Below are 13,912 nucleotides of genomic sequence, written 5' to 3' on the forward strand. Positions count from 1 at the left end.
CTCAGGTCGCCCGCAACGCCCTGTCAAAAACATCCAGCGCCCGCGAAATATCGGATGACGAGGTAAAACGTCCGACGGAGAGACGCAAGCTTCGTCCCGCATCCGCCTCAGAAAGCCCCATCGCGCGTAAGACGTAAGATGGCGCCACATCACCGGACATGCATGCGGAAGCGCTTGAATAAGCTAATTCCGGCGTTAATACCATTAAACCCTGAGCTTCGGGGCCATTTTTGAGGCAGATATTTAAAGCACCGGGTAAACGCGCAGCTTCCTGACCATTGATAATGCTTTGTGGCCAGAGCGCCTGCAAGCCGTTGAAAAGCGCATCACGCAGCGCCGCCAATCGTGGCGCTTCCGTGGCCATATGGGTCAGGCAAAGGACGCTGGCAAGCCCGAACCCCGCAATAAGCGCCACGGGCAGCGTGCCGGACCTCAGGCCACGCTCCTGCCCGCCGCCGGAAAATAACGGGGCAAGGCGGATGCGCGGCCGCCTTTGCACATAAAGCGCGCCAACGCCTTGCGGGCCGTAAATCTTGTGGCTCGATATGGAGGCAAGATCGACATCCTCACAGGTGAAAGGCACTTTTCCGATCACTTGGCTGGCATCGCAATGAAAGAGCGCCCCCTTCCCGCGTGCGAGGGCGCTCAATGCCGGTATGTCATTCATGACGCCGGTCTCGTTATTTGCCCCCATAATGGAGACGAGCAGGGTCGGCACGGCCAACGCTTCCGCCAATGCGTCCGGCGAGACAAGCCCGTTGGACAGGACGGGCAGGATAACCGGCTCAAACCCCTCCTCTTTCAGGTCGCGCACAGCTTCGAGGACGCATTTATGCTCTGTCGCAGCCGTGATGATCCGTCGCCGTGGATCACCCTGATTTTTCAGAAATCGTGCAGCGCCCTTAATGGCCAGATTATTGGACTCCGTCCCGCCTGACGTAAAAATCACCTCCTGCGGCGTCGCACCGATCAACCGGGCGACGGAAGCGCGCGCCGCCTCGATTTTCAGCGCGGCCGCGCGGCCAGGCGCGTGATGCGCGCTATGCGGATTGCCATAAACGTCGAAGAAACATCTCTGCATCTCCGCAATAACTTCCGGATCACAAGGCGTTGAAGCGAGGTAATCCAGATAGATCACGCCGTGACACCTTTTTTGCGGGTCGAAGCCATTTGTCGATAGGCCGTGCAGAAATGCGCGACATCCTCTTTTGTGACATCCCATGGCAGGGAGACGCGGATGGCGTGGCCGGCAAGGTGCCCCAACCCCATGGCTTCAAGCACGTGTGAGCGCGTCACTTTGCCGGAGGAACAGGCGGAGCCGGTCGAGACACAGCACCCCGCCAGATCAAGGGCGATCAACTGCGCCTGCCCGCTCATTTCCGGCAGGATCAAACAGCTGGTATTGGCCAGACGGGCGGCGGCGGCCTCGCCAACCACAAGCGCGCCACAGGATTGCACCACGCGCTCAATCTCATCGCGCCAGGCGGCGATCTGCGACCAATCCTGTTTCTGCCCGACGCGCAACGCCGCCGCCATACTGGCAATGCCCGGCAATGCGGGCGTCCCGCCGCGCCGCCCTCTTTCCTGCCCGCCTCCGGGCATCATCGCCTTGACCGGCATATCGCTACTCAGCACAAGCGCACCGGCCCCCTTGAGGCCACCCGCCTTATGGCCCGATATCGCGACACTGGTCAGGCCGCGCAGCGTCATGGCGTGTCGCGCGGCATATTGCACGGCATCGACATGCAGGTAAGCGCCATGAGTCTGGCAAAGCGCGGCAATTTCCGGAAGCGGGTTGATGACACCGGTCTCATTATTGGCGGCCATGACGCAGACAAGGGCAGGCCCACCTTTTCGCAGCATGGTTTCGAGATCTTCCAGCGAAACCTCTCCTGACGGCATCACGGGGATGACGCTGGCGGCTCTCGCCGCCTTCCGCACCGAATCGTGCTCTGTCGCAGTCATCAGGATACGGCGATCATGGGAGAAGGCATGAAGGGCCAGCGCATTGGCTTCCGTGCCACCGGAAGTGAAAACGACCTGATCCTCAATAACGTCGAAGCTTTCTGCGAGTAACGTCCGTGCGCGCTCAAGCAGGCGGCGCGCTTCCCGACCGGCCTTATGAATGGAGGCGGGGTTACCGATAAATGTCGTTGCTTCCAACATGGCCTCGCGCGCCTGCGGGCGCGGCTTCTCCGTCGCATTGGCGTCAAAATACAAGTTCATCCTAACCCCCGTGATTTCCTGACGTCGCGCATGATTCTGCCATGTATCGGATAAACGATTTTAAAATGACGTGACGATTTAAGTAGAATTTTGCCTTGAAGCCCCGGTATACACGCCGACGAGAAAAAGCGTCACGCTTAAAAATGTACCTGATTCCGCAAGCCGAGACCCGCATTGGCCCGGGCCTGCTGTCGTAATCTGGAAGGAGAATGCTCGGGAGCATGCCTAATCTTCAAACGTCAACCGCACCTCGTTTCCCCGGATCGCTGCCCGGCACGCACGCCCCTCTCCTTTTCTGTTCTGAAGCCGCGGCGCGCCGTTAGAAATATGACGCAGCGCGCCCCTCTGTCACTCAAATTAACGGAAGCACCTTAATGCCTGAAGTCATGTTTGCCGGGCCTGACGGCCGACTGGAAGGTCGATATCATCATTCTGAAGAAGCGGACGCGCCTCTGGCTCTCGTGCTCCATCCCCATCCGCATCATGGCGGCACGATGAATAACCGCATCACTTATTCCATGTATCGCAGTTTCGAGAAAATGGGGTTCTCGGTCATGCGCTATAATTCACGCGGGGTCGGGCGCTCTCAGGGGCGTTATGATGGAGGGATTGGCGAGATCTCCGACGCGGCGGCGGCTTTGGACTGGATGCAGTCGATCAACCCGAATTCCTCCGAATTATGGATCGCCGGTTATTCTTTCGGCGCGTTTATCGGGATGCAGCTCCTTATGCGTCGGCCGGAAATCAGCGGCTGGATCAGTGTCGCACCGCCCGCCAATGATTATGATTTCGGGTTTCTCGCCCCCTGCCCCTGTGGCGGCCTCATGATTGCAGGCGGTAAAGACGATATGGCGCCTGAGCCCGGTATCAGAAAGCTTGTCGAGAAGCTGAACACGCAGAAAAATGTCGATGTTGATTACCGCGTTTTCGAGAATGCAAACCATATTTTCGCCAATGAAGCGGATCTCGTTTCGGAAGCGCTGGAGGAACATGTCTCCGCATGTCGTGCAGAGCGCCCACTTGCCCTGACCATGGATTGAAGGCAGGTCAGTCGGGGAGAAAAAGCGCGCCACCAAACGGGCGCTTTTTTTATGGGGCTGAGAAGCGTATGAAAGGGGCCCGAATCGACCCCGCGCGGAGGCCACATGGAACATACGACCTATAAAAGCCCTTTCCTGCAAGAAGCTCAGGCGCGCGGATATATCTATCAATCGACCCATTCTGAAGCGCTTGATCAGGCTTTTCTTGAAGGGCCGGTCAGCGCTTATATCGGGTTTGACCCCACGGCGGATTCCCTGCATGTCGGCCATGCGCTCTGCCTGATGGTTCTGCGCCTGATGCAGCGCCATGGTCATCGGCCCATTGCCCTTGTGGGCGACGGCACCGCCCAGATCGGTGACCCGTCTTTCCGGGAGGAAGCGCGGTCCCTCATGACGGCGGAGACCATCGCGCAGAATAGTGAGGGCGTGGCGCGCAGTCTGCAGCAATTTCTCAATTTTGACGGTGCGGAGTCATCTGCCCTCATGCTCCATAATGCGGCCTGGCTGAACCGCCTGACTTATCTTGACCTGCTGCGCGATGTGGGCGTGCATTTTTCAGTCAATCGCATGCTTTCTTTCGACAGTGTTCGTCAAAGACTGGAGCGGGAACAGGGCCTGACATTTCTTGAATTCAATTACTCGATATTACAATCCTACGATTTCCGCGCCCTCAACCGCGCCGAAGGTGTGACGCTGCAGATTGGCGGTTCCGACCAGTGGGGCAATATCGTTGCCGGTGTCGAATTGGTGCGGCGCACGGAGGGCAAACAGGTCTTTGGCCTGACATTACCGCTTATCACCACCGCCTCCGGCGCGAAAATGGGAAAGTCCGCGCAGGGTGCGCGATGGGTTCTGGCAGAGAAGCTGCCCGTTTTTGAATATTGGCAGTTTTGGCGCAATACCGAAGATGCCGATGTCGGGCGCTTCCTGAAGATGTTCACCGATCTGCCCGTGACAGAATGTGAACGCCTCGGCGCCCTTGAAGGCGCGGAAATCAATGACGCGAAGAAAATCCTTGCGACGGAGGCCACCGCCATCTGTCACGGTCGCGCCGCGGCGGAGGAAGCCGCGCAAACCGCGATAGCGACTTTTGAGCAAGGCCGCCTCTCCACCTCCCTTCCGACAATAGCCCTCGCACGCCACATGCTTGAGGAGGGTCTGCCCGCCTATCGGATTTTTGTTGAAACCGGCCTCGTCAAATCCGGAGGCGAAGCACGCCGCCTTATCCGTGGCGGCGGGGCACGACTGAATGATGTCGTGGTCTCGGATGAAAATCAGACGGTCACGCTGAACGATCTTTCAGAGGGTGTCTTGCGCGTGTCTTCAGGGAAGAAAAATCACGTCATCATCAAGCCAGAATAATGAAAAGCTGCAACTACCTCGCCGACCCGGTAAGAAGCTGGACGCTTCGCGCCACACTGTCACTTTCCACATAGAGGTGACACGCGCGCGCCAGCCCCGCAGCACCATAGGCGCGGCGCATGTCGCGGTCATTGACGAGATTGTTCAAAGCCCGGGCCAGCTCATCGACCTGACCGACCGGGACGATCAGGCCCGTCTCCTGATCAAGAATCTGCTCACGCGCGCCGCGTATATTTGTCGCCACCACGGGGAGGCCGGTCAGCATGGCTTCCACAATCGCCATGGGCAGGCCCTCAAAATGGCTGGGCAGCGTAAAAATATCTGAAGCCGCCATAATGGCAGGGACATCGTCGCGATAACCCAGCATGTGCAGGCGCGCGCCGAGTTTTTCCTTCCCGCGCTGGAATTCGGCCGTCATCATATCGCCGTGATCTGACGGGAGACGCGCCCCGACAATCCAGAGATGCGCGTTTGGAACGTCCTCCATCGCGCGGAGAAGCTCAGGATAACCCTTATGGCGCACCAGACGGGACACGGCCAGGATCACGACCATGTCATCATCAACACCCAATTCGGCACGTATGGCCTGACGCGCCGCCGGGTCAGGCCGGAAGCGCTGAGGGTCACGCCCGTTCAGGTTGGCGACCGGGTGACGATTAATGCGCCATCGCCGCGCATCCCGCGCCTCTTCGGCCGAGACCGTCATGAAAACATCGGTCCATTGCCCCGCCACCCACTCCAGCATGAAGGAGAGAAGCTTGCGCCAGACCGGGCCAGGCTGATTAAAAAGGAAACCGTGACATGTATAGGCGATGCACGGCACGCGGCAATAAAAAGCTGCGACCCGCGCGATGAAACCGCTGATCGGCATATGCGCGTGCACCACATCCGGCCTTGTCTCTCGGATCAACCGGATGAGGGCTTTCAGCGCCCGCCATTGTGCAAAAGGGGAAAGGGAGCGCACCATCGGCACGGAAGTGACGTCAAAACCCGCTTTACGCACGGCGGCAAGATGCGGTCCTTCCGCACAGGCACCCGTCACCTCGCAGCCAGCATCCCGCAGCCCTTCCATGATGGGAAGGATGAATTGCCGCATTGCGAAATCAATATTCGCCACTTCCAGAACCCGCAACCGGCCGCCCGGCCGGACGGTATGTCGACGGAACAACCTCACAGCCGCTCCAGCGTCCATTGCACCACGCGGTGACGCCCATCTCCCAACTGGTCAAACGGGAGTTCACCGGGGCGGTCCGTGGGATCATTTGCGGTCAGCACGATTTGATTGGTTTTCTGGTAAAATCCATTTCCGAAATAGACGCTTTCCTCAAGGCTGAGTGTCGCGCCACGCTGAGTGAACTGCCATATCATGCCATCACACTCAAGCTCACAGAAGTCCCCCTCCGTGAAATCGGAGATCCGGATGTCAGGCGCGAGGTGAAAGCGATAAACAAGGTCGCGATCCGCATCCGCTTTCACGCTTTCCTCTCCCCGCAGGGCTCGACCATCGTCAGAAAGGGACAGGCGTCTCTCCCAACTATAAGTGCCTGTGCCGGACGTGACTTCCATTTTCAGTTCAAGCACGAGCCCGGCATCATTCTCCACAAAGTCGGTCAGGATATGGCGTTCTATGGATGTCGAGCCTGCCTGCCCCGCCCCTGCGGGTGGGAGGAGATTTTCCGTCACGAGGCTGTTATGCGCTGAGGGATGGCGCAACGCCTCCCGCCAGGAAGGCAGGCGGGAACTGCCGCAATTGACCAGCAGACGTTGGCGGCCATAGGACATTTCAAAGGCGAAGGGCGCATGATGTGCCGTCTGGTCAAACCCCGCCTCCGGCGGCGCGCCGCCATCCGCGAGGAGGAGGGCCTTCCCGCCCGTCAGGCGGATGAAACGCCCGTCCGGCATAGTGGGTGCGACGATTTTCTGCCGCCCTGCATATTGGATGACACGCTCCACAAAAGCGCCATCATGCGCCCATCCGCCATGAAACAGCGAGACGCCACCATCCCCGTGGCGCATGGCGCGCAAAACAGGGCAGAGACGCGTCAGGGACGTCATAATGATGTCGGAGACGGGCTGCTGCGCCATGCGCAGAATGGCGCTCATTTCCGTCAATTCCCGCACGACCTGAAATTGCGTGTCCGGACAGCGCTGCCGCACCGTCCCATCCGGGTAGATCTGATGCAATATTGTTGTCTCAAGGCGGCGCAGGGCGCGCTCACGCAGATATTTAAATCCGGGGAGGAAAAATGCGACGACCATCAGGCCCCGCGTGACGACAAGCGATTGCCAGCGCCCCTCAAGTTCCGGTGGCGCGATGGCGAGGAGGCGACCGACAAGAATGAGATGCCGCATCAGTTTGCGACGGAAACGCTCATCCGCTGTGCGCGCGTAAAATTCGAAATGTCCGATCATGGTGCAGAGGCGCGCGGCGGTCAGGACAGGGTTATCCTGCGGAAGCGGCTGCCGGATCCAGCCCGCAATGCTGGAACGCGCGAGGAGACGCGCCTCCTCCGTGCCCAGAGCGGCAAGGTCACGCAGCCAGAGGAACTTGCCGATTTCCTCCTGCACCAGTTGCGGCAGGCTTTGACGCTCAACATTATTGAGGAGAAAAGGGTATTCACGCCCTTCGACGTAAATCAAGCCGGCCAGAAGTTTCGCCGCGCGGTCAGCGTTGCCTGTCCAGATATCGCGTAAAACGGCAGAGGGTTCTGACGGCGCTCTCTTGAGGCCAGACAGGGCATGTTGCAGCCTGACTAACGCAGGTTTAATCGCTCATCCTCCTCATCTCCGCACCACCCCGACTTCAGCATCCTGCCACGCCGGTGCCGGGGCGCCTTGGCAGCGTGTCAGGGCTGCAGGCCGCGCATCCCGGCATCACGCAGATCGCTGATCGCCTTGCGATAATCCGGCTGGCCATAAACCGCCGTGCCCGCGACCAACATGTCCGCTCCTGCTTTTACAACACGCGGAGCGGTCGTCGGATCAATTCCGCCATCAACACCGATGCGGATATCACGCCCCGTGGCATCCGCCATCGCGCGGAGAATCTCAATTTTGCCGATTTGATCTTCAATGAATTTCTGTCCGCCGAACCCCGGATTAACCGTCATGACGAGGATGAGATCCAACTCTCCCATAAGGTAGGTCAGCGCCTCGGGCGGTGTGCCGGGGCAGATGGCGATGCCCGGAATGGCGCCTGATTTACGAATGGTCTGCAAGCTTCGATGCACATGCGGGTTGCCTTCACAATGGACATAAATGTGATTGGCGCCTGCCTGGGCGAAGCTTTCAATATAAGGGTCCGCCGGGGCGATCATGAGATGGACGTCGAGCGGCTTATCCGTCTGGCGGCGCAGGGCCGCGACCATACTGGGGCCGAAGGTCATATTTGGCACGAAATGCCCATCCATGACATCGACATGAATCCAGTCCGCGCCATCCCGATCAATCGCGGTGACCTCCTCCCCCAATCTCATAAAGTCAGCGGAGAGAATGGAAGGGGCAATGAGAGGTATCTTACGTTGCGGCATCTAACAAACCTGACCTAAATATTTTCCCATCAGGGGCGCCGTGACTTCTCACATTGAGGCGACGCGCGCAATCCCGGTGCGGAGCGCAACGGTTATTCCCGATGAGATGATGGAAGAACAATCCCGACATTTCAGAACGCGACAATTTTATATACGCTTCAACCGCGCCACGAAAAACCCGTCGAGCCCGCCTTCCTCCGGCCACATCCCCGGATGCGTCCGGAAAAATCCTGCCTCTGTCAGGGCGAAAGACATGGGGCCCAATTCCCCTTCAGTGAAAGGCGCCAAGGCCCATCCGCGCGCGCAGGCAGCTTGCACACGGTCAGGCCCTTCCTCATCCTGAAGGGAGCACACAGCATAAATCATCGTGCCGCCCGGAGGTAGCATCCCATGCGCCGCATCAATCATCCTGTCCTGCTGCTGCGTAAGAGAGAGAATGTCACGCGGGCGCTTGACCCAAAGAACATCAGGATGTCGACGAAATGTCCCGGTGGCGGAACAGGGCGCGTCAAGCAGCACTATATCGGCCTTGTTTTTCGGCCGCCACGTCAAGACATCCGCCTGAACACAGGTGACTTGAAGGTCAAGGCGCTTCATGTTTTCCTTGAGGAAGCGCATACGCGTCGCATCACGCTCCACAGCGGTGACATGCGCACCCTGGCTGGCGAGCTGCGCGGTTTTGCCCCCAGGTGCTGCGCAAAGATCAATAACGTTCTTGCCCGCAACCGCGCCCATCAGAAGCACGGGCATCGCGGCCGCCGCATCCTGCACCCAGAACTGCCCTTCCTCAAACCCGTCAAGGAGGGTGACGCGCGTTCCCGCAGGGTAACGCGCCGATCCATTCGGTAACAGGCGCGGCGCGATGCGGGGCGGCGCCTCCCGCATAGGGTCCTCTTCTCCGCCATTTGTCTCAATGGCCATGTCGCGCCCTGCCGGCAGCGCCATGGGGGGCGCGATGCCGGGCTTCAGACGAATATCGAGCGGCGCTTCCTGATAAAGGCCGGAGGCGATGGCGCGCGCCCGGTCTCCCCAGGTGCTCCACAACCAGGGCGGGATGTCGAGGCGCTCATGATCCAGTCCCGCCTCAAGTTCCGCGCCCTCTCTCGCAACGCGACGCAGAACCGCATTGGCCAGCCCCGCAAAGGGCGTCAGGCGTCGACGGCGCAACAAAGCAACGACGGTGCTGACAGCGGCATGTGGCGGCGTCTCCAGATAACGGAGTTGCGCCACCCCCATGAGAAGCGCGCAAAGCACGGGTACAGGCGGCTCTTTTTTAAGCAAAGGACGCAGAAGCTCGGACATGCTGCCATAATGACGCAATACTGTCGCGGCGAGGCGGTGGGCGCTGGCGCGATCCCGCCCTGCTTTGACATTGCTCCGATCCATCGTCGTTTCCAACATGCGTCGATGCTCGAAGATGCCCGTCAGTATATCGAGAGCAAGGTCGCGGGTCGGGTCGGAACGGGATATAAGAGACTTGTCTTGACGCATGCTTTGCCTATCGCATGTCACGCGCCGCGAAGCCACCCCTGACGCGTGATCGATGGTGCGCGCACAACCCTGGTTTGCAAAAGGAGTTGCCATTATGACGGGCCGCGATATTTCTGAAACGCTTCATGCCATCCGGGAAAGGATGCGGGCCGCCTGCGCGCGCGCCGCCCGGCCGGAGGGCGCTGTCAGGCTTGTCGCGGTCAGTAAATTTCATCCGCAGGACGCGGTGATGGCGGCGCTGGAGGCGGGGCAATTTACATTCGGGGAAAACCGCGTGCAGGAGGCCAAAGCGAAATTCCCACCGCTGCGGTCGCGCTTTCCCGAGTTGCAACTCCATATTATTGGCACGCTCCAGACAAATAAAGCGCGGGATGCCTGCCGCATGGCCGATGTCATTGAAACGCTTGACCGCCCTGCCCTTGCCGATGCCATCGCCCGCGCGGCGGATCAGGCGGGTCGCCTCCCGCAATTGCTCGTGCAGGTCAATGTCGGGGATGAGCCGCAAAAATCCGGGATAAGCCGTGATGCGGCGGATGCGTTTATCGAATCGTGCCGTCAACGCTTCGGCACGCAGCTTGTCGGGGTGATGGGTATCCCGCCTGAGAAAGACGACCCGACACCGCATTTCACTTATCTCGCGTCCCTCGCCGCGCGTCACGACCTGCCGGACGTCTCGATGGGCATGTCAAACGACTTTGAAACGGCGATCCATTGCGGGGCGACGCTGATACGCGTGGGGACAGCCATTTTCGGGCAGCGTGCGTCCCAACCTGCCCGCCATCTGACACCGGATTTGTGATGCAACCCGGTTTGGGCCTTAGACTTTGATGTTCATGCTGTCTGGTTGTCAGCTTGACTGAGATCACTGTATCAGAAGAGAATCGCATGTTCCGCATGATGGGTCCCGAAGGATCACAGCCGGAATATTGCCCTTTCATTTTAGGCCGATTTGCATGACCTCATCGCATGACCGCTCTCAACATGGCCATAAGGGCCATCATGAAGGGGGGCATCATCTGGCCGAAACCCATCCTCATGAGGTGACAGCCGGGCTCATTCGGGAATTCGGGCGGGATAGCGGGCACAAATCCGCGCCGGTCGGCGTCGCCGGCCTGCTGGGCGTGCTCGGCGTCGTTTTCGGTGATATCGGCACGAGCCCCCTCTACGCTTTTCAGACCTCTGTCGAGATTATTGGCGGCGGTCAGCGCCCGATCCACACCTGGGAAATTATGGGGCTTGAGAGCCTGACTTTCTGGGCATTGATGATCGTCGTCACCCTCAAATATGTTCTGCTGATTATGCGGGCCGACCATAATGGTGAAGGGGGCATTGTCGCGCTGATGTCCCTTGCCCAGCGCGTCTGCCATACGCCGCAATATCGATGGCTCCTGGGTGTGGTTGGCATTGCGGGCGCGTGCCTCTTTTTCGGCGATGGGATCATCACGCCCGCCATCTCGGTGCTTTCAGCCATTGAGGGGATTGAGGTTTCCATACCCTCAGCCGCCCATGTCGTCGTGCCCGTCGCCATCATCATCCTCATCGCCCTCTTCAGCGCACAGGCCCTCGGCACGGGGAAAATCGGCCGTGCCTTCGGGCCGATCATGCTGATATGGTTCATCGTCATCGGCACGCTGGGCGCGATCTCGATTGCGCAGAACCCACATATTCTCCTATCGCTCTCGCCCTATTACGCCGCGCAATTTGTCGTTTACCACCGCTTCCTCTCCTTTATCGCACTTGGGTCCGTTGTGCTTTCTGTCACCGGGGCGGAAGCGCTTTATGCGGATATGGGGCATTTCGGCCGACAGCCCATTCGATATGCCTGGTGCGTTCTGGTATTGCCGTGCCTTGCGCTGAATTATCTCGGCCAGGGCGCTCTGCTGATCCGCTCCCCCGATGCGTTGCAAAATCCTTTTTTCCATCTGGCGCCGCACTGGGCGCAAATCCCCATTCTGATCCTGGCGACCTTCGCCACCGTCATCGCCAGTCAGGCGGGCATTTCCGGCGGGTTCTCCCTCTTCCGGCAATTGATGCTGCTGGGTTATCTGCCACGCATGCGCGTCAAGCACACCAACCCTTATGAGGAGGCGCAGATCTATCTGCCCTTCTTTAATTGGCTGCTCGCAATTGGTGCGGTGATGCTGGTGCTGGCTTTCCGGTCATCCTCCGCATTAGCGGCCGCTTACGGTATCGCCGTGACGGGTACGTTCGTCTGCACGACATTGCTGGCGCTTGTCGTGTTTCATCGCGTGTTTAAATGGAGCAAATGGCTCACCGCACTTGTTTTCGGATTTTTCTTCCTCAGCGATGCCTCGTTCTTCACCTCAAACGTGCTGAAAATCCCGGAAGGCGGATGGGTGCCGCTGGCGATCGGCCTGTGCGCGACCATTATGATGACGACATGGCAGCGGGGGCGGAACCTCGTCCGGCAGCGTCAACGGGCGGATAACCTCCCCATGGCCACGTTTCTCGCGCGGCTTCCCCATTCACGCACGCCGCGTGTGCCCGGCACGGCGGTGTTTCTGACAGCGGACCCGAATATTGTGCCGAACTGCCTGCTGCATAATCTGCGCCACAATAAGGTGCTGCATCAGAATATCTTCTTCGTCACAGTGCAGAACCTGAACCAGCCAGAGGCAGAGCGGGGACATCGCGCCACTGTGCAGGAGCTGGCGCCGCATATTCACCGCGTCATAGTGCGCTACGGATTTATGGAGCTGCCCAATGTCACCCGCGCGCTGGAGGATCTCCGCATTGCCGGGATCGAGTTTGACCCCATCCAGGCCTCTTATTTCGTCTCCCGCGAAATCGTCGTGCGCTCCTCCCTGCCCAAACTCCCTATCTGGCGTATGTGGCTTTTCCTCTTCCTTGCGCGTAATGCGGTTTCTGTAACGGAATTCTTCCGCATCCCGCCGGACCGTGTGGTTGAATTCGGGGTGAGAGTCTCGATTTAAGTCCGATGCAGCAAAACGTAATTTCTTCCGGCACCGCGGGTGGGGCGACTTCGCGCCTCGCCCCGCAGGATAGTCTGGCGCTTTATATTCATTGGCCCTTCTGCCTCAGTAAGTGCCCTTATTGCGACTTTAACAGCCATGTTTTCCCGGAAATTCCGCACGCACTTTATGTCGATGCGCTGCAACGGGAATTGGCCCACGAGGCGACGCGGTTAGGCAAGCGACGCCTGACATCGATTTTCTTCGGTGGCGGGACACCGTCCCTCATGCGCCCCGACGATGTCGCCAGACTGATTGCGGAGGCGACGCGGCTTTTCCAGCCGGTCGACTCACTGGAAGTCACGCTGGAGGCCAATCCCTCAAGCACGGAGCAAGCCCGCCTCGCCGCGATCCGGGAGGCCGGGGTGAATCGCGTCTCGCTGGGCGTGCAGAGTCTTGACGATGCGGCCTTGAAACGGCTGGGGCGACAGCATGACGCGGGTGAAGCCATCCGCGCGCTGGAGATGGCCCGCCATCTTTTTGACCGTGTCTCGTTTGACCTGATTTATGCGCGCCCTGACCAGACAATTTCCGCCTGGCGGGACGAGCTTCATCAGGCGCTTGCCCTCGCATCCGATCATTTGTCCCTCTATCAATTGACGATTGAGCCCGGGACAAAATTTGAGGCTGAAGCTCGGCAGGGAAGGCTGATCCTGCCCGATGGCGATGAAGCCGCGCGATTTTACGAAGTGACAGGCGAGATCGCGGCGCTTCATGGGCTCGGCGCCTATGAAGTCTCCAATTATGCGCGGCCCGGCGCGGAGAGTCGCCATAATCTCGCTTATTGGCGCTATGACGATTATCTTGGCATCGGACCGGGAGCGCATAGTCGTTTAACGTGTGTGGACCCTACTGGCGACGTGCAGAAATGGGCGGCACGACGGCATCGCGCCCCTTCCCTCTGGCTTGAGCACGTCAATCAGGACGGTCATGGCACAAAGGCGGAAACGTCTCTGGGGCCCGAAGCGCGGGCGCGTGAGGCCCTGCTGATGGGTCTGCGCCTGCAAGAGGGCCTGACGTCGGAAAGCTTTATGCGCAAAACAGGCCAGAAGCTGCAGGATTGCCTCGACGCCACCATTTTGGGAGCGGCCCGCGATGAGGGCTATCTGACCTTCGAAGACGGGCACATTGCCGCGACCGAGTCAGGCCGCATCCGCCTGGAGGCGCTTCTCGCTGCGCTGGTGCTGTAAGGGAATGCGGGCGCGATGGGTCAGGCTGTCACGCCACCGCAGAGAGATCGTCAGCGCGGGCTGAGTTGACCGTCGAAACG

11 protein-coding genes are annotated in these 13,912 nt (G+C 59.5%); 5 read left to right on the plus strand and 6 right to left on the minus strand.

Annotated features, from left to right (window positions below):
- Position 1: 1 nt before the first annotated feature.
- Together N5W20_RS05875 and N5W20_RS05880 are read right to left on the minus strand one after the other, a co-directional pair.
- The gene (locus N5W20_RS05875; protein ID WP_319806238.1) at positions 2-1,138 is read right to left on the minus strand and encodes a cysteine desulfurase family protein; all 1,137 of its coding nucleotides are present in this window, start codon (positions 1,136-1,138) and stop codon (positions 2-4) included.
- Complete coding sequence (locus N5W20_RS05880) at positions 1,135-2,226, minus strand: cysteine desulfurase family protein (RefSeq protein ID WP_319806239.1); 1,092 nt, start codon at positions 2,224-2,226, stop codon at positions 1,135-1,137. The genes N5W20_RS05875 and N5W20_RS05880 overlap by 4 nt, the downstream gene beginning before the upstream one ends.
- A gap of 374 nt (positions 2,227-2,600) precedes the next feature.
- On the opposite strand from N5W20_RS05880, the gene N5W20_RS05885 reads away from it, so the two are divergent.
- Together N5W20_RS05885 and tyrS are read left to right on the plus strand one after the other, a co-directional pair.
- Positions 2,601-3,266 carry an alpha/beta hydrolase gene (locus N5W20_RS05885; protein WP_319806240.1) on the plus strand — a complete coding sequence of 222 codons (666 nt, stop codon included), beginning with the start codon at positions 2,601-2,603 and terminating at the stop codon, positions 3,264-3,266.
- A 105-nt stretch (positions 3,267-3,371) separates the two neighbouring features.
- The gene (tyrS, locus tag N5W20_RS05890) at positions 3,372-4,628 is read left to right on the plus strand and encodes a tyrosine--tRNA ligase (RefSeq protein ID WP_319806241.1); all 1,257 of its coding nucleotides are present in this window, start codon (positions 3,372-3,374) and stop codon (positions 4,626-4,628) included.
- A gap of 13 nt (positions 4,629-4,641) precedes the next feature.
- Here the strand turns inward: tyrS and N5W20_RS05895 are convergent, their stop codons facing one another.
- The 4 genes from N5W20_RS05895 to N5W20_RS05910 form a co-directional block, all read right to left on the minus strand.
- Positions 4,642-5,760 (minus strand): glycosyltransferase family 4 protein, encoded by a 1,119-nt coding sequence (locus N5W20_RS05895; protein ID WP_319807847.1) that lies wholly within the window; start codon positions 5,758-5,760, stop codon positions 4,642-4,644.
- Between the two features lie 38 nt (positions 5,761-5,798).
- On the minus strand, positions 5,799-7,268 hold the full coding sequence (locus N5W20_RS05900) for a heparinase II/III family protein (RefSeq protein ID WP_319806242.1): 1,470 nt from the start codon (positions 7,266-7,268) through the stop codon (positions 5,799-5,801).
- A gap of 206 nt (positions 7,269-7,474) precedes the next feature.
- Positions 7,475-8,158: a ribulose-phosphate 3-epimerase gene (gene rpe / locus N5W20_RS05905; RefSeq protein WP_319806243.1), complete on the minus strand. Its 684-nt coding sequence runs from the start codon at positions 8,156-8,158 to the stop codon at positions 7,475-7,477.
- A 147-nt stretch (positions 8,159-8,305) separates the two neighbouring features.
- Positions 8,306-9,649, minus strand: a complete 1,344-nt coding sequence (locus N5W20_RS05910; protein ID WP_319806244.1) for an RsmB/NOP family class I SAM-dependent RNA methyltransferase — start codon at positions 9,647-9,649, stop codon at positions 8,306-8,308.
- A gap of 94 nt (positions 9,650-9,743) precedes the next feature.
- Here N5W20_RS05910 and N5W20_RS05915 point away from each other — a divergent pair, with 94 nt between their 5' ends.
- From N5W20_RS05915 to hemW, 3 genes are all read left to right on the plus strand, one after another.
- On the plus strand, positions 9,744-10,448 hold the full coding sequence (locus N5W20_RS05915) for a YggS family pyridoxal phosphate-dependent enzyme (protein ID WP_319806245.1): 705 nt from the start codon (positions 9,744-9,746) through the stop codon (positions 10,446-10,448).
- A 154-nt stretch (positions 10,449-10,602) separates the two neighbouring features.
- Positions 10,603-12,603, plus strand: coding sequence for a potassium transporter Kup (locus N5W20_RS05920; protein WP_319806246.1), 2,001 nt, complete (start codon positions 10,603-10,605; stop codon positions 12,601-12,603).
- A 5-nt stretch (positions 12,604-12,608) separates the two neighbouring features.
- On the plus strand, positions 12,609-13,832 hold the full coding sequence (hemW, locus tag N5W20_RS05925) for a radical SAM family heme chaperone HemW (RefSeq protein WP_319806247.1): 1,224 nt from the start codon (positions 12,609-12,611) through the stop codon (positions 13,830-13,832).
- The last annotated feature ends 80 nt before the right edge of the window (positions 13,833-13,912 follow it).

Source organism: Candidatus Kirkpatrickella diaphorinae, assembly GCF_025736875.1.
GTDB lineage: Bacteria > Pseudomonadota > Alphaproteobacteria > Acetobacterales > Acetobacteraceae > Sorlinia > Sorlinia diaphorinae.

Excerpts from the sequence above, each read along its gene's own strand:
- N5W20_RS05885 (WP_319806240.1), top strand. The coding sequence starts at position 2,601 with ATGCCTGAAGTCATGTTTGCCGGGCCTGACGGCCGACTGGAAGGTCGA.
- N5W20_RS05920 (WP_319806246.1), top strand. The coding sequence starts at position 10,603 with ATGACCTCATCGCATGACCGCTCTCAACATGGCCATAAGGGCCATCAT.
- N5W20_RS05880 (WP_319806239.1), bottom strand. The coding sequence starts at position 2,226 with ATGAACTTGTATTTTGACGCCAATGCGACGGAGAAGCCGCGCCCGCAG.
- tyrS (WP_319806241.1), top strand. The coding sequence starts at position 3,372 with ATGGAACATACGACCTATAAAAGCCCTTTCCTGCAAGAAGCTCAGGCG.
- rpe (WP_319806243.1), bottom strand. The coding sequence starts at position 8,158 with ATGCCGCAACGTAAGATACCTCTCATTGCCCCTTCCATTCTCTCCGCT.
- hemW (WP_319806247.1), top strand. The coding sequence starts at position 12,609 with ATGCAGCAAAACGTAATTTCTTCCGGCACCGCGGGTGGGGCGACTTCG.
- N5W20_RS05915 (WP_319806245.1), top strand. The coding sequence starts at position 9,744 with ATGACGGGCCGCGATATTTCTGAAACGCTTCATGCCATCCGGGAAAGG.
- N5W20_RS05910 (WP_319806244.1), bottom strand. The coding sequence starts at position 9,649 with ATGCGTCAAGACAAGTCTCTTATATCCCGTTCCGACCCGACCCGCGAC.